Consider the following 18,930-nt stretch of genomic DNA (forward strand, 5'->3'; position numbering starts at 1 on the left):
CGTTCCGGTACGGCCTTGGATGACCGGTCATGGGGCGGGACCTGGGTGGTCCCGCCCCATGACCGTGGCCGTCAGGGGACGGCTCTCGGCCACCTTTGTGCTGATCAGAGCACTGTCGCTGATCGGAGTTCCGCACGGCGATGCGTCGCCCTCACCGATCCAGATGCTGCGCTGACCGAGGTAGCGGTACCTCTTCGCGTCGAAGACGGGTTCCTCGCGTTCGCCGTCGCGGCCATCGAAGGTCACGGCGAGGCCGGTGCGGCCGGCGGCGTCCGTGATGCGGCCGCCCGGGTGAACAGTTCAGCGGCGTTGGCCGGCGCGGGGCCGGGCCCGCCGGGACCGTCCCCGCCCGGGATCAGGACGGCACCCGCGGTCACCGCCGCGGCCAGCCCGCCCGCCACCGCCACGCGCAGGCCCCACGCGGAGCGGAACCCGCGGACACGGGCCCGGGTGCTGCCGCGCCCCCGGCCGGGTCTCGTCCAGCACCCGCCGGCGGGCGGCGGCGAGCCGGCGTCTGCTCATCTGGGCGCTCACCCGCTCGACCGCCCGTTCCGCGATGCCGGCGGACGCGTCTGGCAGCGCCCCCGTGCGGACGAACGCCCGGTAGCGGCCACCTCGATGCGCCGATGCCTCCGGATGACGTTCGAGGCGCTCCCGTACAGCCAGGGCAGGGCATCGGGGCGGTTCAGGTCGTAGGCGTCCCGCTGCCGGAACGCCACCGAGAACGTCTCGGCGACGATGTCGTCGGCCTCGCCGTCACCGAGCCTGCGGCCCGCGTACCGGTGCAGCCGCGCGGCATACCTGTCGAACAGCACGGCGAACCATTCGGGCTCCCGCCGGGAGCTGGGTCCGGGCGGGCGGGGGTTTTGTCGGTGCGGGCCCGTACAACTATCGGCATCCGACGGGCCGCGAGGGTGGAGGTCGAAGTCATGGGTTCCGGCGAGGCCGGCTGGGAGGAACGGAGCGCGGTGCGCGTGGCGCCGCCCGTCCAACCGCGCAAGCTGGCCAAGGTGCCGTTCGTCGAACTGGCGGAAGGGCGGCTGCAGGGTGTGGTGTCGAGCGGTTCGGACATCGCCCGGGTGTACGTCTCGTCGATCGCGGCGGAGACGCACGATTTCAGTTGCAGCACCAACAACAACCGGCCGTGCGGCGGGCTCGGCGGCGGCCACCGCTGCAAGCACCTCGACGCGCTGATCGACGAGGCGGTCAGGCAGTACGGCCTCGAACGCGTCGCGCGCTACCTGAAGGCCGAGGCCGGGGAGGGTGACGACCTGCGTTCCCTGCTTCAGGGCACCCGGGAGAAGGCTCCGGCCGCCGCGGTGTTCAGCCGGTTCCTGCGGCACCTGACCTATCTGGAGGTCCCGGCGAGCCCGGAGCCCCTCACCGAGATGCACTGGTTCCCGGCGCTGGGGGCGGTCCGCTGATGCAGGCAGTACAGCTCGCCGAGCTGACCGGGCGGGTCCCGCCGGGCGTCGGGGAGGCACTGGAGGTCGTCGCGGGGTTCGACGCCGCGCTGGCCGACGGCCTGGCCCGGCTCGGCCCCCGGCACACCGAGGCCCTCGGCGCGCTGGCCGGCGCGGTGGGCGGCTCTCCGCTCGGCGCCGCGCCGGCGGAGGCGTCCGGCAGGCTCGCCACCGGTTCCATCGGCGCCGCGGAGTTGTCGGCGGTGGCCGCGGCCCGTGCCGCGCTGCTCGGCGCGGTGCACGACGCGCTGCTCGACCGGCTCGACGGTGCGCTCGGCCGGTCCCGTCCGGGTTGGGAGGAGCCGCCCGGCGATCCGGAGCCGGTGCCCGCCAACCTGCTCGTCGCCGGCCGGTCCTGGCTGCAGGAGCTGGCCATCGCGGGCTGGCGGGGCGTCGACGACGCGCTGGTCTCGGCCGCCGACCGGGCGCTCGACGCGCTGTGGGCCGAGCCGCGGCTGCGCCGCCTCGCCGTGCTGGCCGACGGTCTGGCCGCCGAACTGCGCGCCTCGTGCCCGGTCGCGACGATGGAACGGATCCCCGAACGCCGCTGGGCCGACCTGTGGACACGTGCCGTGCTGCTGTCGCACGGGGGGAGCTGGACGGGCGGCGCGACGGCCGTCTCCGGGCGGCTGCTGCCGCTGGGCGTCGACGTCCACGAGCACGGGACGGCCGTTCAGGTGCAGCTGCACGCGGTGCTGGAGCCCGCCGGCGAGGGGCCGGTGCGGCTGGTGCGCGTCGCCGTCGCCGCCGCCAAGGTCGACACGATCGTCGGCCCCCTGGTGTGGAAGCTGCTGTCGGCGTACCCGACGCTGCTGGCGGCCCTGGCCGAGCGCCGCGCCGTCGAGGTCACCGGGATGAGCCTGACCTCAGGCGGCGACCTGCTGTGGGACGAGGAACGCGCCGCGGCCGGCGCGCCCGCCGACCCGTTCGCGACGGCCCGCGTCCGGCTCGCCGGCGCGCAGGCCCCGGCCGTCGCACCGCTCGACCGCCATCCGGTGCGCATCGCCGAACCGGTGCTGGTCGAGGGGTACAAGGCGGGAAACGACGGCACGTTCGACCTCGGCGGCGAGCGGCTGGCCGTCGACTCGGACCGGCTGCCGCCGAGCGGCCCGCTCACCCCGCAACTGGTCAAGGCGTCGACGGCGTGCATCGGCCTGCTCCGCTGGGACGCCGGGCGGTGGACGCTGCAGCCGCTGGCCGTGCGGTCCGCCGTGAAGAGGCAACCGGTCGAGGCGCACAACGGCGACTGGGCGCTGGGCCCCACCGACCCGAAGGTCGCCAAGGCCCAGGCCCGTTCCGGCGACGCCGTGGCCGTCCTGTCCGAACGCGCGGGACGACTGCTGCGCAATTGACCCGGCTCCCGCCGCCGGGCACCGATACGTGCGGCCTGTGCCGCGTTTCCCTCCTCCGCCCGCGGGCGGAGGTCTCCCCCCAGGAGTTCTCATGAACGACGGCGACAGTGACGACGTCCGCCGGCAGGTGCTGCTGTGGCGGTTGCTGGGCCGGGTGTTCGACGCCGAGGAGCAGCCCGCCCTGGAGGCGGCGAGCCTGGCCGTCGTCCAGGAACGCGGGCTGCCCGCGGCGCTGCTCGACCCCGGCGTCACGATCGACACCGTCGTGCAGCGGTTCCCCGAACTGGAGCCGGAGTTCGCCGACCCGCTGGCCGGCGGCGACCGGGTGCGGCGGACGGCCCTGGTGTCGAAGCTGCTGCTCAACGCGCTGCGCACCGGCTCCGGCGACGTGTCGGCACAGCGGCTGGCCGCCTGGCAGCGCGACGCCGAGTGGCTGCGCCGCGCGCTCGGCGCGTGCGCGGGCGGCGCTCCCGGACAGGGCGCGGGGGGCCGCCCGGCGGGCGGCGGCCAAGGCGAAGGCGCGGGCGACGGGCGGGCGGCGACCGGGCGGCGGCGGCCCGACCCAGGACGCGGCGAGGGCGGCGGCCCCGGGCAGGGCTTCGACCTCAACGAGGACGAGCTCAAGCGGATCCTTGGCGAGCTGGAAGGCGGCCTGGTCTCCCGGATGCGGCTGCGCGAGGTGCTGGCCGACCCGGCGCTGGCCCGGCAGCTCACCCCGAGCATGTCGCTGGTCGAGCAACTGCTGCGCGACAAGCACAACCTCTCCGGCGTGGCGCTCGCCAACGCCAAGGGCCTGATCCGGCGCTATGTGGACGAGGTCGCCGAGGTGCTGCGGACCCGGGTCGAGCACGCCAGTGCCGGAAGGATCGACCGGAGCGTGCCGCCCAAGCGGGTGTTCCGCAACCTCGACCTCGACCGCACGATCTGGAAGAACCTGGTCAACTACAACCCCGACGACGAACGGCTCTACGTCGACCGGCTCTTCTACAGGCACACCGCCAAACGCAGCACGCCCGCCCGGATGATCGTGGTGGTCGACCAGTCCGGGTCGATGGTGGACTCGATGGTCAACTGCACCATCCTGGCGTCCATCTTCGCCGGGCTCCCCAAGGTGGACGTGCATCTGATCGCCTACGACACCCGGGCGATCGACCTCACCCCGTGGGTGAACGACCCGTTCGAGGTACTGCTGCGCACCAAGCTCGGCGGCGGCAACGACGGGCCGGTCGCGATGGCCATGGCGCGTCCGAAGATCACCGACCCGCGCAACACGGTCATGGTGTGGATCTCGGACTTCTACGAGTTCGACCGGTCCCGCCCGCTGCTGGAGGGGATCAAGGCCGTGCACGGCTCCGGGGTGAAGTTCATCCCGGTCGGCTCGGTCAACAGCTCCGGGCAGCAGAACGTGGAGCCCTGGTTCCGGCAGCGCTTCAAGGAACTCGGCACGCCGGTCATCTCCGGCCACATCGACAAGCTCGTGTTCGAACTCAAGAACTTCCTGGGCTAGGCCCGGGCCTGCAGACCTGTAGAGGAGTCCCCCCGAATGACCGACGACATGCTGCGCGCACCGGCCGAGGCCAAGTACGCCGACGAACTCGACTACCTGGAGTCGGTCGACGACGCGCCCAGGCCGTTCTCGTGGCGGCTCAGCCCGCGGATGGTGCGCACGTTCGTCCTCGGGTCCGAACGCTCCGACGGCCTCGACCGGGAGATACCGCAGAAGTGGTTCGGTGACCGGACCTTCGTCGAGCGCGCCATCGTCACGCTCGCCTCCGACCGCGGGCTGCTGCTGATCGGCGACCCCGGCACCGGCAAGTCCTGGCTGGCCGAGCTGCTGGCGGCGGCGATCAGCCGCAACTCGACGCTGGTCGTGCAGGGCACCGCCGGCACCACCGAGGACCACATCAAGTACTCCTGGAACGTCTCCATGGTGATCGCCAAGGGGCAGTCGCGGGAGTCGATGATCCCCTCCCCGATCATGACCGCGATGGAACGGGGCGTGATCGGCCGGTTCGAGGAGCTGACCCGCGCCACCAGCGACGTGCAGGACGCGCTGATCTCGATCCTGTCGGAGAAGTACGTCTCCATTCCCGAGCTGAGCACCGACAACACCGTGTTCGCCCAGCCCGGCTTCTCGATCATCGCCACGGCCAACAGCCGTGACCGGGGCGTCAACGACCTGTCCTCGGCGCTCAAGCGGCGTTTCAACTTCGTCCGCATCCCCGTGGTGACCGGCAAGAAGGCCGAGTCGGAGATCGTCCGGTTCCGGACCACCGAGCTGCTGCGGCGGCACCGGATCGAACTGGAGGTCGCGCCGTCGCTGCTGGAGGTGCTGCTGCAGAGCTTCGCCGACCTGCGCGCCGCCGCCGCGTCCGCCCGCGGCGACGACGAGAGGCTGGAGTCGGCGCTGTCGACCGCCGAGCAGATCGGCGTGCTGGAGGACGCGATCCTGCACAGCCGGTTCTTCGGCGAACGCGAGCTGCGTCCCGAGACGCTCGCGTCCTCGCTGGTGGGGTCGCTGGCCCGCCGCACCCCGGAGGACCTGGCCATCCTCAACAAGTTCTGGCACGGCGTCGTCGAACCGCGCAGCAAGAAGGAGGAGGGTCCGTGGCAGGGCTTCCTGCAGGGCGGCCGCGAAGCGCTGGCGAAGCTCTCATGACCGGCGACGTGACCGAGCTGAACGGCGTGACCGCCGGGCCGTTCGGTGAGCTGCGCGGGCAGCTGCTCGGCGCGGCCGAGCGGTTCGGCTCCGGCCCGGTGGCGGAGATCCTGGGCGGGCTGGTCGAGGACGTCGACCGGGCGCTGCGCGAACCGCTGGAGATCTTCCCGGTGTGCCACCACTCGCCGTCCTCGGCGACGGCGATGGTCCGCCGGCTGCGCCGCAAGCAGCCGAAGGTCGTCTACCTGGAGCTGTGCGAAGACCTGCGGCCGCTGCTGGACGAGCTGCACAACTGCACGCTGCCGGTCGCCCTGCAGTCGTTCGCCACCGACCTCGACGGCTTCCCGGCGGCATGGGCGCCGCTCAGCGTGGTCGCGCCCATCACCGAGGCGTCCGCCGAGTACCAGGCGATCTCGTACGCGCTCACCACGCCCGGCGTGGAGCTGGTGCTGGTGGACCGCTCGACCGACCACGTCTTCCAGTGGGAGCCGCGCGGTGACGACGGCGGCGGGAGCGCGGACGACGAGACGGCGCTGCACGGCGACGCGGTCGGCGTCGAGATCGGCGACCTGCGTCCCCGCTTCGCCGAACTGGAGGAGCACCTGCTCCATCACGGCAAGGTGCGGCACTGGTCGGAGTGGTGGGACCAGTATGTCGAGCAGCCGCTGGTCGACGCCGACCACGACACCTACCGGCAGGTGATGGTGCTGGTCGGCAGCCTGTTCCGGCGGCTGCGGCCGGAAGGGTCGGCCCGCACCGCCGTGGACGAGGACCGCGAGCGCCACATGTGGACGCGGATGCGCGAGCATCTGGCGTCCTCGGGCGCCGATCCCGCCGACTGCCTGTACGTGTGCGGCGCCTTCCACGCGGCCAGCCGGGTCGCGGAGTTCGGGCTGCACGGCCGGGCCGGCTCGTTCGAGATCACCCCGCGCACGGCCACGAGCTGGCAGTACGGGCTCATCCCCTCCAGCCACTCGGCGATCGAGGCGCAGTTCGGGCTCGCGCCCGGTTCGGTGTCGATCGCCGCCGCGACCTGGAGCAAGGCGCTGCGGCGCGGCGGGCTCAAGCCGTTTCGGCTGAGCGGTGCGCGGACGGCGGGGAAGAAGCCCGCCAGGGCCGCGAAGCCGCCCGCACCGCCCGCGCCCGTGACCGACCGGCTCTCGGGCTTCCTGACCGCCGCGCCCGCACCGGACGGGCTCGACGAGCAGGAGCTGCTCGGCTGGTGCGTCGACATCGTCCGGCTGGCCCGCAAGAACGGCTACGCGTCCAGCACCGCCGACGCCATCGCGGTCTATGAGACCTCGATCCTGCTGGCCGGGATCCGCGGGCGGCGGCGGCCGACGCCGTACGACTTCCAGGACGCGGCGATCACCTGCATCGAGAAGGACGCCGTGCCCGGCCGCCGCGACATCGCGCGGCTGTGCGAGATCCTGCTCGGCGGCGACCGGGTCGGCTCGGTCGGCTACGACGCGCTGCCGCCGCTGGCCCGCAACGTGCTCGACCGGCTCGGACCGCTCGGCCTCGACCTGGAGAAACGCACGATCCAGCGGGCGCTGCTCGACCTCGCCGCCGACCCTCGCCTGCGGCCGTGCTCGGACCTGCTGTGGATTCTGCGCCGCCTGGTGCCGCACGACGCCGTCCAGCCCATCATGGGCTCACGCCGCCTGGGCGAACGTCCGATCCAGGAGAGCTGGGACCTGGCGATCGGCCGGAACATGCGCTCGATCGTCGAGCTGGGGTACGAGGGCGTCACCGTCGAGCAGGTGCTCGAACAGCGGCTCCGCAAGGGCGTGCACGGGCCGCGGGCGACCGCCGCCGGCGCCCTCGCCGCCGTGGCGGACTCCATCCTCTACCTGGGCGGCGGGCGCTTCACCGACGAGCTGGGAGCCCGCGCGGTCGAGCTGCTGGCCGCCGAGCGCACGGTGGACGAGGCGCCCGAGGTGCTGCGCCGTATCCGGCGGCTGCTCACCCACTACCAGGCGACCGAACCGGAACTCCCGGCATGGTGCCAGGCGTTCGTCACCGCCGGTTACGCGCACTACTGCACGCTGCTGCCGACCGCGTTCGCCGACGACGCCACCGGGGTGCGGCAGGTCGCGGCGATGCTCGGATTCCTCCTCGGGATGGAGAGCCTGGCGCTGTCCCTCGGCTGCGACCACACCCAGCTGGAGCTGGCCGTCCAGCAGTCGCATCCGGAGCACCCCGCCAAGGTCGCCCTGCTGTGGGCGGCGCAGACACAGCTGGGCCTGCTGCCGCTGCGGGAGCTGCGGCGGCGATGCGACGAACTGCTGGACAACCCGCTGGTGGTGCCGTCGTTCCCGCTCTACCTGAGCGGCTTCGTCCAGGCCCTGGAGCCCGCCCCGGCGCTGGCGTCGCTGGTGGTGGAGGTCCTGTCGAAGGCGTTCGCCCGCCTCCCCGACGCGGTCCTGCTGCCATGGCTGCCGAAGCTGATCACCACGTTGCGGGACCATGCCGCGGAGATGGTCCCGGTCCTGGTCAGGGAGGCCGGCCGTACGTTCCCGGCCACCCTGCCGGCGCTGGACTCGTGGGTCCCGCCCTGGTCGGCCCCCGAGGACTCCGAGGACCCCGGGGCCACCGCGCCGCCCGCCTCCGTCCCCGGCGGCGGCCCGGCCGGAGATCTCCTGGCCGCCCACCCCGCCGCCTGCGACGCGGTGGCCGCTCTCCTGGGCCTTGCGCCCGGCTGGGCGACCGCCGCGACGACGGCGCCGGGAGCCGCACCGGAGGTGACCGCACTGCTCACCGAGCATCCCGCCACCGCCCACGCACTCGCCGCCCTCCTGAGCTGAACGCCCCGCCCATCCGGGCGGCTGAGACGGCCCACCTCGAAACCGGGAAGGTCCCGCTCTCCGGACGGGCGGAGAGCGGGACCGAGGACCATTCCCCGGTTTTCACCAGAACCGGTCCCGGAAAAGGTGGCGGGTGGGGCGGGGACGCTCAGGTTCGCGCCCTCTCGCACACCCATCCCTGCGGCAGCTCTCCGGAGTCGAGGAAGGCCCGCAGCCGCTCGGCCACCGGCTCCGGCGTGACTCGGTCCACCTCCGGGTAGAGGATCTTCTCCTCCTTCAGGTTGTGGTGGAGGAGCTGGACGGTCAGCCGGCGGCAGAGCGTGAGCGCGGCACCGATGTCCGGTTCGGCTTCCAGCGAGTCGAGCGTCGTCCACATCTGGGCATGTTCGCGCAGCATGAGGAGCACCGGGGTCCCCAGCCCCGCCGCGTACAGGGACGGGAACAGGAATTCCTCTTCGAGGTAGATGTGGCGGCGAAGGGCGTGGATCGCTCGCGTCAGCGGCCGCCGGTCCCGTTCCCTGGACGAGGGGTCGGCGGTGAACGCCCCGATCCCTTCGTCGATCTCGCGGTGCTCCCGTTCGAGGGCCGCCGCCAGCGACTCGATCTCCATGCCCGCCACCTCGGTGCCGCCCTGGTCGTCCCGTCCCACTCCGCCGGGACACTGGAGCCACGATATTAATACAATCAATCCTGTAAATAATAGCGCGCCGAGATCGTCCGCCCTGGTCCTGCGGGTCCGGCCCAGGGGACGTCAACCGGCCGTGTCCGGGGTCGCTGCCGGCGAGGGTTCACGGTCCGCGGCTCGAAAATGAAGGACTTTGGTCCCTACAGCCGCTCGCGGGATGGAGAGACGTTGGTAGTGGGCCTGCGGGACGAGCGAGGGAGTTCGACCCGGAACCTCCGGAGGAGTCGCCTTCGACGGAGGAGACGGGAGGACTGAGAGGCCGGAGAACCGCAAGGCGATCCGGCGACCCCTAGCCACCTGATCCGGACAATGCCGGCGAAGGGAGAGCGCCTCGCAGGTCTTCCTCCATGCCCGGCGAACCTGCCTCAGCCTCCGAGATTCCCGCCGGGCTGGAGCAGCCGGCGGAGTTCCTCGGGCAGGTGCCTCAACGCCTGGTCCACACTGCCGGCGGTGCTGCGAGCGATCACCACCTCGGTCACGATCGCCGCGGTCTTCGGCACATCGCCCCGGGAAATGTTCGCGTCCTCCGCGAAACGGGCGGTGAACTCGTGGGCATCGTACTTGTGCGGCACGTGGGCGGGACTCCACCCGTCGTAGAAGACGCCGCGGAGCAGTTCCGGGAGCTGCGCCGCGAGATGGGCCGCGGCCTCGACCGGGAGGCGGTCGCGCAGGGTGTGCATCCAGGCCCGCAGTGTCCGGTAGGCGAAGGCGCGATCTTCGGTGCCGAAGGCCGCGGCGATATCGGCGATCCATCGATTGGTGCTGTCGATGCTCCGGTCCAGCGCTTGGACTTTCGTGAACGACATTGGCCCGCCCCCCTGGCGTCCTCATCTTCATCGTCGTTACGAGCATTCCGCCGGCGAGCACTCCTGACGACCGGTGCAACGGTCCCGATCCGGCAAAGCGTCGGTCATGCCGGACCGCCAGGCCCCCACATCACAGGCCGACATGCGGGCACGGAAGAGAGAGGCCGTGGCCTGCGGTAGAAGGCACCGGCAGGTATGGCGGTATCGGGAAGCTGGTGATGATGGTGCGGACGGACGCCAAGAGGCGCCGGGCTGAACCCCCGGAATCCGATGAGGAACCCGACCTGGTGCGGCAGTACCTGACCCAGATCTCGTCCACTCCCCTGCTGAACGCGGAGGAAGAGGTCGAACTGGGGCGGCGCGTCCAGCAGGGCGCGCGGGCCGCGGCGCTGCTGCGCGAATCCGACGCGGGCGAGCGCACCGTCCCTCCGGAACGGCGTGCGGAGCTGGAAGAGGCGGCACGGGAGGGCCGGCAGGCGAAGGACCACATGATCAGGGCGAACCTCCGCCTGGTGCTGTCGGTCGCCAAGAAGTACTCCCGGCACGGCCTGCCCTTCCTGGACGTGGTGCAGCAGGGCAACCTCGGTCTGATCCGTGCGGTGGAGAAGTTCGACCACACCCGCGGCTTCAAGTTCTCGACCTATGCGGTCTGGTGGATCCGGCAGGCGATCCAGCGGGGCCTCGCCGCGCAGGCCAGGACCATCAGGTTGCCGATCGACGTGGTGGAGGAACTGGCACGGGTCGGACGCCTCGAACGGGAACTCCAACTCGGCCTCGGACGAGAGCCCACGCCGGAAGAGGTGGCCGAGCACGCCGGGATCACGGTCGGCAGGCTCTCCGAGCTGCGCCGGCTCGCCCGCACGTCGGTCAGCCTCGACGCGCCGGTGGGGGAGGACGGGGACACGCGGGTACGGGATCTGATCACCGAGACCGAGGTGCTGCAGGCGGCCGAGGTCGCGGAGTACCGGGCGATGGCGGAGGAACTTCGCGCGCGGATCGACACCCTGCCCGCGCAGGAGGCGATGGTGATCAGCCTGCGCTACGGGCTGCACAACGGCAGACCGCGCTCGCTGCGCGAGATCACCCGCCAGACGGGGCTGGGCTCCAAGCGGATACGCAGCCTGGAGCGCTCGGCGCTCGCCCGGCTGCGCGGCTCCGCGCAGGGTGACGCCCGGCCGGCCGGAGAACGGCGGTCCGGCCGGCCGGACCGGGACTGAGCCCGTGCTACGCGTGGCGCAAACGCGCGACCGGACCGGCGGGATGCCGGCGCGGCGCGGCCAGACGGACGAGCGGGCCGCTGGAACGGCGGCCGGGGACCGCCGTCATGGGACGAGGTCCAGCGCGGCACGGACGATCGAGTCCGTGTCGATGCCGTGGTGGCGGTAGACGTCCTCGATCGTGCCGGACTGGCCGAAGCCGGTGACGCCCAGGTTGACGCAGGGGACGTTGTTCAGCCCGGCGAGGAAGGCCAGTGTGTGCGGGTGCCCGTCCAGAACGGTGACGAGCGGGGTGGCGCGGGCGGCGGGGAACGCCTGGTCGAGGATCCAGTTCGGGCCGTCATCGTGGCCCTGGCGGGAACGGAGTGCCTGGAAGAGCAGGCCGGGACTGGTCACGCACACCACGTCGGTGCCGAGGCCGGCCTGTTCCAGCCGGTCGGCGGCGGCGAGCGCCTCGGGGACGAGGGCGCCCATCACCGCCACGGTCACTGCGGGGCGGGCGGCGCGGCGCAGCGGGTAGCCGCCGGCGATGACCTGCCGGCGGCGGCGTTCCCGGGCGGCCGGGTCGGCCGGCACCGCGGCCAGCGTCTGGTCCACGGGGCGGGTCGACAGGCGCAGGTAGGCCGAGCCGCCGTCCGGACGGCCGAGGCGGGCCATGCTCGCCAGGAGCGTCCACTCGGTGTCGAGGGCGAACGCGGGCTCGTAGGCGACGCAGCCCGGCTGCTCGATCCCGATCGACGGGGTGAGGACGGACTGGTGCGCGCCGCCCTCGGGGGCCAGGGTGACCCCGGACGGCGTGCCGATCAGGATCGACTGACCGCCGGCGTAGATGCCGAACGACCAGGGCTCCAGGGCGCGGCCGACGAACGGGTCGTACAGGACGCCGATCGGCAGCAGCGGCCGGTTCCAGCGGCTCCAGGTGGCGCCGAGCTCGCCCAGCAGCCCGACCAGGTTGGTCTCGGCGATGCCCAGCTCGATGTGCTGGCCCGCCGGGCCCTCCCGCCAGTGCAGGATCGTCTCGGCGTCGTCGGCGAACCAGTCGCGGCGTTCGGAGGTCGACCAGACACCGACCTTGTTGACCCAGCCGCCGAGGTTGGTGCTGGAGCTGACGTCCGGGCTCACCGTCACGACCCGCGCGGCGGCCTCGGGCGCCTCCCGGGTGAGGTCCAGCAGCAGCCGGCCCAGCGCGGCCTGGGTGGTCGCGGTGCCCTTGGGGGTACGGCCGATGTCGGTGGGCAGCGGGGGCGGGGCCTGCGGCGCGACCGGGTCGCGGCGCAGCCGCGCGGCCGTGTCGGCGCACAGCCGGGCCGCCCGCGTGCCCTCCTCGAAACGGTCCCACGGCGCGTCCGGGTCGATGCCGAGCCGGGCGGCGAGCCCGGTCATCTGGTCGGCCGTGAGCAGCGAGGAGTGGTTCTGCGGGTGGCCCTCGCTGGGCAGGCCGTGCCCCTTGACCGTGTACGCGAAGATCACGGTCGGCCGGGTGTCGTCGATCGCGTCGAACGCGTCGGCCAGGCTGCCGAGGTCGTGGCCGCCCAGGTTGCGCAGCGCCGCGAGAAGTGCGGTGTCGTCCAGCGTCGCGACCAGCTCGGCGACGGGGCCGCTCCCGCCGGGCAGCCGGTCGCGCAGTTCGGCCGCGTCGCAGCGCAGCAGCCGCTGGTACTCCGGGTTGGACATCGCGTCGATGCGGGCGCGCAGCGCGTCACCGCCGGGGCGGGTGAACAGTTCCGACAGCAGCCGGCCGTACTTCAGCGTCAGCACCTGCCAGCCCGCGGCGGTGAACATCCCCTTCAGCCGGTGCGCGGCCAGGTAGGGCACGACCCGGTCGAGCGACTGGCGGTTGAGGTCGACGATCCAGACGATCTCGCCGAGCTCGGCGACACCCGGGTCGAGGATCGCCTCCCAGACCGCGCCCTCGTCCAGCTCGGCGTCGCCGACCAGCGAGTACTGCCGGCCCGCGGGCGTCCCGCCGGCCACCCCGTCCACGTACCGGCGGGCCATCGCGCCCCAGATCGGCGCGGTGGCCCCGATGCCGACGGACCCGGTCGAGTAGTCCACCGGATCGGGGTCCTTGGTCCGGCTCGGGTAGCTCTGCAGCCCGCCGAACTCGCGCAGGGTCGTCAGGTACGCCCCGTCCAGCTCGCCGAGCAGGTAGTTGATCGCGTGCAGCACCGGGGACGCGTGCGGCTTGACCGACACGCGGTCGTGCGGCCCGAGGTGGCGGAACCACAGCGCCGTCATGATGGACACCATCGACGCCGAGGACGCCTGGTGCCCGCCCACCTTCAGCCCGGACGGGTTGGGCCGCACCCGGTTCGCGTGGTGCACGATGGCGGTCGCCAGCCACAGCACCCGCCGCTCGATCTCCTCCATCACCTCGGTGTGCGGCGCCGTCGCCACGGGGTCGTTCATCGTCGGCTCCTCTGCGTCAGCGCCAGGAAGGCGCCAGGTCGATGGAGATCGACTGGATCTCCGTCACGGCCTCGGCAATGTAGCGGCCGCCCAGCCGGCCGTGGCCGCTGGCGGTGCCCGGCGCGCCGCCGAACGGCAGATGCAGTTCCCAGTAGTTGCTGGTGTCGTTGACGGTCACCTGCCCGGCGCGGAGCCGGCCGGCCACCGCCAGGGTACGGTCCAGGTCCCGGCCGAACACCGCCGGGCGCCGCCCGCTACGCGCTCCGGCACAACGTCACCCGGCCGGCCGACGACCACGCCGGCGCCCGCGTCCTCGCCACGCTGCTCGCCGAGGGCGGCCTGCCGGTCGATCCCGCCGGGGTCGACACCAACTTCGTCTTCCTCGATCTGGCGCCCCTCGGGCTGACCCGCGACGCCGCCCGTGCCCGGCTCCGCTCCCACGGCGTCCTGTGGTCCAACGCCCACCATCCCACCGTCCTGCGCGCCGTCGCCCACCTCGGCCACTCCCGGGCGGACCTCCAGACCGCCGCGGCTCGCACCGTCCACGCCCTGACCACCGGCTGAATCGCGGCCCGGCCGCGCCTTCAGGCCGTCCTGATCAGGCCGGCCCGATCAGGACGGCCCGATCAGGGTTCCAGGACAGCCGGACGGGTTTGCCGGGGTCGGCGGGGGCCGTGCCCGGGACGGTCAGTTCCACCGGCCGGGTGAGCCCCCCGACCTCGACGGCGACCCGGGAGACGCCGCCGAAGAAGCTGGTGTCCATGACCGTCCCCGCGAGCGGGCCCTCGTCGTCGAACCTGACGTTCTCGGGGCGCACGGACAGCACGACCGGGCTCCCGGCGGGCAGGTCCCCCGGGGGCTCGCAGGGCAGCGGCCCGGATCCGACCCCGGGCACCTCGACGCCCCCGTCCCGCAGCACCCCGTCGAACAGGTTGTTGGCGCCGACGAAGTCCGCGACGAACCGGGTCCGCGGGCGGCGGTAGAGCGAGACGGGCGCGTCGACCTGCTCGACCCGGCCCTCGCTGAAGACCGCGATCCGGTCGGCGAGCGACATCGCCTCCTCCTGGTCGTGGGTGACGACCACGAAGGTGATGCCGACCTCGTGCTGGAGCCGTTTGAGTTCGAGCTGCATCTCCGCGCGGACCTTCTTGTCCAGCGCGGACAGCGGCTCGTCGAGCAGCAGCAGCCGGGGACGTTTGACGATCGCGCGGGCCAGCGCGACCCGCTGCCGCTGCCCGCCGGACAGCTGGTTCGGGCGGCGCTTCGCGGCGCCGGGCAGGCCGATCGTCGCGAGGACGCCGGCGACCCGGGCGCGGATCTCGTCCTTCGGCAGTCCCTCGCGGTGCAGGCCGTAGGCGATGTTCTTCTCGACCGTCATGTGCGGGAAGAGCGCGTAGCTCTGGAACATGAGGTTGACGGGCCTGCGGTGCGCGGGCAGCGCGAGCAGGTCCGCGCCGTCGAGCGTCACGGTGCCGGTGTCGGGCCGCTCGAACCCGGCGAGGACGCGCAGCAGTGTGGTCTTGCCGCAGCCGGACGGGCCGAGCAGCGCGAAGAACTCGCCCTGCACGATGTCGAGGCTCACGTCGTCGAGGGCGGTCACATCGCCGAAGCGCCGCGACACACCGGTGACGCTCAGGAGGGTCATGCTGGTCCTAACGCAGGGAGTCGGTGAGGCGGGTGAGCCGCTGGGCGAGGATCACGACCGTGAAGCTGACCGCCAGCAGCACCGTGGCCAGCGCGTTGATCTCGGGCGTGACACCGAAGCGGACCATCGAGTAGATGACGATCGGCAGGGTCGGGTCCTTGGGTCCGGCGGTGAAGAACGCGATCACGAACTCGTCGATCGACAGGGTGAACGCCAGGAGCGCGCCGGCGACGATGCCGGGCGCCAGCGTCGGCAAGGTGATCCGTACGAACGTCGTGACCGGGCCCGCGCCGAGGTCCCGGGACGCCTCCTCCAGGGACGTGTCGGAGTGCGACAGCCGGGTCCGCACGACGGTCGCGACGAAGGCCATGCCGAACACGGTGTGGGCGAGCAGCACCGAGTGCAGCCCGAGCGTCGCCCTGACGGCGGAGTAGAACGCCAGCAGCCCGATCGCCAGGATGAGGTCCGGCAGGATCGCGGGCAGCGTGGCGAGCACCGCCAGCACGCGGAGGCGGGGGTAGCGGGCCAGCCCCACGGCGAGCAGCGTGCCGAGCACCGTCGCCAGCGCGGTGGACCCGGCGGCGACGACCAGGGTGTTGACCAGCCCTTCCCGGATGGCCTCGTCGCCGCTCAGTTCGCCGTACCAGGACGTGCTGAAACCGCCCCAGGAATAGGGCGTGTCGGCGGCGTTGAACGACATCGCGACGAGCACGACGATCGGCGTGTAGAGGAACAGATAGGTCAGCCAGAACGGCCCGTAGGCCCACCGCGCCCTACGCATGGTCGCCCTCCCCGGAGAACCGGCGCGCGGCCCACGCCTGCACTGTCAGCAGCGCGATGAGCACGGCGACGATGCTGAGCGCCAGCACCGAGCCGAAGGGCCAGTCGCGGGCTTTGAGGAACTGGTCGCGCACCAGGTTCCCGACCATGATCGTCCGTCCGCCGCCGAGCAGCTCGGGGATGACGAAGTTGCCGAGGCTGGGCACGAACACGAACACGCACCCGGTCAGCACGCCGGGCAGCGTGAGCGGCAGCGTCACCGACAGGAACGTCCTGGCCGGGCCCGCGCCGAGGTTGGCCGAGGCCTCTGCGAGCTGCGGGTCGAGCCGTTCGATCGCCGAGTACAGCGGCAGGATCATGAGCGGCAGGTAGGCGTAGAGCAGCCCGGTGACGATCGCGCCGTCGGTGTAGAGCAGCCCGAGCGGCCTGTCGATCACCCCGAGGTCGGTGAGCGCCGAGTTGACCAGCCCCTCGGAGTTCAGCAGGACGATCCAGGCGTAGGTACGGATCAGGAAGTTGGTCCAGAACGGCAGCACCACCGCGACGAGCGCCGGCGTCTTCCACCGGGCGGGCAGGCGCGCGATGACGTAGGCCGTCGGATAGCCGATGGCCAGGGCCAGGAGCGTCGTCACCGTCGCGAGCTTCACCGAGGTGAGCAGCACGTCCAGGTAGAGCGGGTCGGCGGCGCGGGTGAAGTTGTCGCCGGTCGCCTCGTGGACGATCCCGCCGAACCGGCCCCGCTTGAAGATCGTGTAGCTGAGGACCAGGGCGAGCGGGACCAGCAGGAAGGCCAGCAGGTACAGCAGGCCGGGACCGAGCAGCACCAGCGGCTCGGCCCGCAGGCGGCGGGCCCTGCCCGCCGCCCGCGTCCGCGCGTCCTTGGGCACGGCGGTCATTTCTTGGCCGCGACCTCGGTGGCGATCTGCGTGTAGGTCGGCGCGGCCTCGCCGAGGTCGACCAGGCCCTCGCCCTTCAGCAGGTCACCCGGGGGCATGGCCAGGTGCGGGTGGCTCTTGACCAGTGCCGGGTCGACCTTCTCCATCGCGAGCTTGTTCGGGACCTTGTAGAGGATGTTCGCCGCGGCCCAGCCGTGCACCTCGGGTTCGAGGATGTAGTTGATCAGGGCGTGCGCGGCCTCCTTGTTCTTGGAGGACTTCAGGATCACCATCGTGTCCACCCAGAGGTCGCTGCCCTCCTTGGGCACCGCGAACTTGATGTCCTTGCGGTCGGTCGGGCACCAGCCGTCCCATGCCTCGGCCAGCGCGGCCTCGCCGGACTTGAGCCGGTCGCCGAAGGTGGCGTCGTCGAAGGCCAGCAGGTTCTCCTTGGCCTTGACGAGGACGGACTTCACCTGGTCCATCTGGCCCTTGTCGCGGGTGTTGGCCGAGAAGCCGAGGGACTTCTGGGCGGGCAGCATCAGCCAGCGCTCGGTGGCCAGCATCGTGATCTTCTTCTTGAGCTCGGGCCTGGGCTTGAGCAGGTCGTTCCAGCTGTCGGGGGTGTAGCCGGTCAGGTCGCTGCGGTAGCACAGGCCGGTCGTGCCCCAGGTGTAGGGAACCGAGAAGGTGTTGCCCTTGTCGTAGGCGAGCCGGGTGGCCTCGGGATAGAGGTTCCCGAGGTTCGGGATCAGGTCCGCGTGGATCGGTTCGAGCAGGCCCTGCTCGTTGAGCGCCTGGGCGAACTGGCCGGAGACGAAGGCCACATCGATGCCGCTGTCCCCACCCGCGGTGAGCTTGGCGACGATCTCCTCGTTGGTCACGTGCTTGGTGACGGTGACCGGGGCGCCGGTCTTCGCCTTGAACTTCGCCGGCAGGTCCGCCGGCATGTACTTGTCCCAGTTGGAGATCGTGAGCGACTGCTCGGCGAGATCGGCGCTCGGGTCGAGCCTGTCCGGGGCGGCCGCGCCTCCGGAAGCGGAGCCGCCGCAGGCGGCAAGGGTCAGGGCGAGTGCCGCGACGATCGTCGCGGTCGATATGCGGAGCATACCGACACCACCTTCGGTGGTCGGAGGACTGCGGTCGAAGGCTGAGTGTTGCATCTCACCTCAACATGAACAAGACTTAAATCTGCTACTCAACGCCTACTTGTGGTTACAAACTTGAATTTGCATTCAATAGACGTCGTGGCCCCGGACGGGGTCCCGGAGCCCTACACGGCGCGGGACTTCGCCGTGCTGCCGCCGCTGGCCGACCCCGCCGAGCGGGCGATCACCGCCGACCAGACGCACCGGTCGGTGATCGTCGGCGAACGGCTGGTCGTCAAGTGGTTCACCCCGCCCGCTCCGCCGCCGCACCGGGCCCTGGCGGTACTGGAACAGCTCGCGCTGGCCGGGTTCACCGGGACCGCACGCCCCTACCGGGCGGTCTTCGCCCCGGACGGCGCATTGGTCGCGCTGGTCACGGCCTACCTGCCCGAGGCCCGCGACGGCTGGGAGTGGTGCGTGGACGCGGCCGTCGCCGGGGAACCGGTCGGCCGGCTGCTGGGCACGCTCACCGCGGACCTGCACAGGGCCCTGGCCACCGCCACCCCCGCCCACCCCGCCCCGGTGGTCGAAGGCGAACTGGTCCGGCTGCCGGGCGCGCTCGCCGCCCTGGACGAGGCCCTGGCGCGCACCGGCGACCCATGGCTGCGCTCCCGGGCGCACCGGCTGCGCGCGGACCTGCTCGACCCGCCCGACCCGCTGCGCACTCCGCTCATGCGCATCCACGGCGACCTGCACGCCGGCCAGATCCTCCGGTGGCGCGAGGGCCACGCGGTGATCGACTTCGACGGCAACCCGGTGCTCGCCGGCCCCGGCGGCGGGCGGCCCGCCGCCGACCTGCTGCCCGCCGCCCGGGACGTCGCGCAGCTGCTGACCAGCCTGGAGCATGTCGGCCAGGTGGCCCGCGAACGCCGCGGGCACGACGCCACGGGCTGGGTCGCGGCGGCGCGGGCGGATTTCCTCGCGGCCTACGGCGCCCCCGAGTTCTTCGACGAGCGCCTGGTCAGGGCGTTCTCGATCGAGCAGGAGTGCCGGGAACTGATCTACGCCGCCCGGTTCCTCCCCCGCTGGCGCTACGCCCCGCTGGGCGTGCTGCGCTCCTGGTACGACCACTGACGGCACACTG

At 72.3% G+C, this 18,930-nt stretch carries 18 protein-coding genes; 7 read left to right on the forward strand and 11 right to left on the reverse strand.

Annotated features, from left to right (window positions below; translation table 11 throughout):
• Positions 1 to 27: 27 nt before the first annotated feature.
• Positions 28 to 246: a hypothetical protein gene (locus tag ACQP1N_RS32250; protein ID WP_433228025.1), complete on the reverse strand. Its 219-nt coding sequence runs from the start codon at positions 244 to 246 to the stop codon at positions 28 to 30.
• 284 nt (positions 247 to 530) lie between these two features.
• Positions 531 to 815: an RNA polymerase sigma factor gene (locus ACQP1N_RS32255; protein ID WP_433228026.1), complete on the reverse strand. Its 285-nt coding sequence runs from the start codon at positions 813 to 815 to the stop codon at positions 531 to 533.
• A gap of 114 nt (positions 816 to 929) precedes the next feature.
• Here ACQP1N_RS32255 and ACQP1N_RS32260 point away from each other — a divergent pair, with 114 nt between their 5' ends.
• The 5 genes from ACQP1N_RS32260 (at position 930) to ACQP1N_RS32280 (ending at position 8,281) form a co-directional block, all read left to right on the forward strand.
• The gene (locus tag ACQP1N_RS32260) at positions 930 to 1,424 is read left to right on the forward strand and encodes a hypothetical protein (protein WP_433228027.1); all 495 of its coding nucleotides are present in this window, start codon (positions 930 to 932) and stop codon (positions 1,422 to 1,424) included.
• Positions 1,424 to 2,815 (forward strand): hypothetical protein, encoded by a 1,392-nt coding sequence (locus ACQP1N_RS32265; protein WP_433228028.1) that lies wholly within the window; start codon positions 1,424 to 1,426, stop codon positions 2,813 to 2,815. Before ACQP1N_RS32260 ends, ACQP1N_RS32265 begins: the two co-directional genes overlap by 1 nt.
• A 91-nt stretch (positions 2,816 to 2,906) precedes the next feature.
• Positions 2,907 to 4,322, forward strand: coding sequence for a vWA domain-containing protein (locus tag ACQP1N_RS32270; RefSeq protein ID WP_433228030.1), 1,416 nt, complete (start codon positions 2,907 to 2,909; stop codon positions 4,320 to 4,322).
• A gap of 36 nt (positions 4,323 to 4,358) precedes the next feature.
• On the forward strand, positions 4,359 to 5,474 hold the full coding sequence (locus ACQP1N_RS32275) for an ATP-binding protein (protein ID WP_067807761.1): 1,116 nt from the start codon (positions 4,359 to 4,361) through the stop codon (positions 5,472 to 5,474).
• Positions 5,471 to 8,281: a hypothetical protein gene (locus ACQP1N_RS32280; RefSeq protein ID WP_433228032.1), complete on the forward strand. Its 2,811-nt coding sequence runs from the start codon at positions 5,471 to 5,473 to the stop codon at positions 8,279 to 8,281. Before ACQP1N_RS32275 ends, ACQP1N_RS32280 begins: the two co-directional genes overlap by 4 nt.
• 148 nt (positions 8,282 to 8,429) lie before the next feature.
• On the opposite strand, the gene ACQP1N_RS32285 is transcribed toward ACQP1N_RS32280, so the two are convergent.
• A complete protein-coding gene (locus ACQP1N_RS32285; protein WP_207394111.1) occupies positions 8,430 to 8,930 on the reverse strand; it encodes a hemerythrin domain-containing protein in 501 nt (166 codons plus the stop codon).
• 401 nt (positions 8,931 to 9,331) lie between these two features.
• On the reverse strand, positions 9,332 to 9,772 hold the full coding sequence (locus ACQP1N_RS32290) for a DUF2267 domain-containing protein (protein ID WP_067807092.1): 441 nt from the start codon (positions 9,770 to 9,772) through the stop codon (positions 9,332 to 9,334).
• A gap of 218 nt (positions 9,773 to 9,990) precedes the next feature.
• On the opposite strand from ACQP1N_RS32290, the gene ACQP1N_RS32295 reads away from it, so the two are divergent.
• A complete protein-coding gene (locus ACQP1N_RS32295) occupies positions 9,991 to 10,989 on the forward strand; it encodes a sigma-70 family RNA polymerase sigma factor (protein WP_433228035.1) in 999 nt (332 codons plus the stop codon).
• A 105-nt stretch (positions 10,990 to 11,094) separates the two neighbouring features.
• On the opposite strand, the gene ACQP1N_RS32300 is transcribed toward ACQP1N_RS32295, so the two are convergent.
• Genes ACQP1N_RS32300 through ACQP1N_RS32330 form a run of 7 tightly spaced genes read right to left on the reverse strand, consistent with a single transcriptional unit; the run spans position 11,095 to position 17,807 of the window.
• Positions 11,095 to 13,398, reverse strand: a complete 2,304-nt coding sequence (locus tag ACQP1N_RS32300; protein ID WP_433228037.1) for a transketolase-like TK C-terminal-containing protein — start codon at positions 13,396 to 13,398, stop codon at positions 11,095 to 11,097.
• A gap of 16 nt (positions 13,399 to 13,414) precedes the next feature.
• Positions 13,415 to 13,603: an aldehyde dehydrogenase family protein gene (locus ACQP1N_RS32305; protein ID WP_067807086.1), complete on the reverse strand. Its 189-nt coding sequence runs from the start codon at positions 13,601 to 13,603 to the stop codon at positions 13,415 to 13,417.
• Entirely contained in the window at positions 13,573 to 13,944 is a 372-nt protein-coding gene (locus ACQP1N_RS32310) for a hypothetical protein (RefSeq protein WP_131732779.1), read from the reverse strand. Before ACQP1N_RS32310 ends, ACQP1N_RS32305 begins: the two co-directional genes overlap by 31 nt.
• 52 nt (positions 13,945 to 13,996) lie before the next feature.
• The gene (locus ACQP1N_RS32315; RefSeq protein WP_433228039.1) at positions 13,997 to 15,043 is read right to left on the reverse strand and encodes an ABC transporter ATP-binding protein; all 1,047 of its coding nucleotides are present in this window, start codon (positions 15,041 to 15,043) and stop codon (positions 13,997 to 13,999) included.
• A gap of 7 nt (positions 15,044 to 15,050) precedes the next feature.
• Positions 15,051 to 15,824: an ABC transporter permease gene (locus tag ACQP1N_RS32320; protein WP_067807077.1), complete on the reverse strand. Its 774-nt coding sequence runs from the start codon at positions 15,822 to 15,824 to the stop codon at positions 15,051 to 15,053.
• Positions 15,817 to 16,719 (reverse strand): ABC transporter permease, encoded by a 903-nt coding sequence (locus tag ACQP1N_RS32325; RefSeq protein WP_433228040.1) that lies wholly within the window; start codon positions 16,717 to 16,719, stop codon positions 15,817 to 15,819. The genes ACQP1N_RS32320 and ACQP1N_RS32325 overlap by 8 nt, the downstream gene beginning before the upstream one ends.
• On the reverse strand, positions 16,716 to 17,807 hold the full coding sequence (locus ACQP1N_RS32330; protein ID WP_067807072.1) for a polyamine ABC transporter substrate-binding protein: 1,092 nt from the start codon (positions 17,805 to 17,807) through the stop codon (positions 16,716 to 16,718). The genes ACQP1N_RS32325 and ACQP1N_RS32330 overlap by 4 nt, the downstream gene beginning before the upstream one ends.
• A gap of 138 nt (positions 17,808 to 17,945) precedes the next feature.
• On the opposite strand from ACQP1N_RS32330, the gene ACQP1N_RS32335 reads away from it, so the two are divergent.
• Positions 17,946 to 18,920 (forward strand): hypothetical protein, encoded by a 975-nt coding sequence (locus tag ACQP1N_RS32335; RefSeq protein ID WP_433228042.1) that lies wholly within the window; start codon positions 17,946 to 17,948, stop codon positions 18,918 to 18,920.
• The last annotated feature ends 10 nt before the right edge of the window (positions 18,921 to 18,930 follow it).

The organism is Actinomadura formosensis (genome assembly GCF_050948385.1).
In the GTDB taxonomy this organism is placed as follows: Bacteria; Actinomycetota; Actinomycetes; order Streptosporangiales; family Streptosporangiaceae; genus Spirillospora; species Spirillospora formosensis.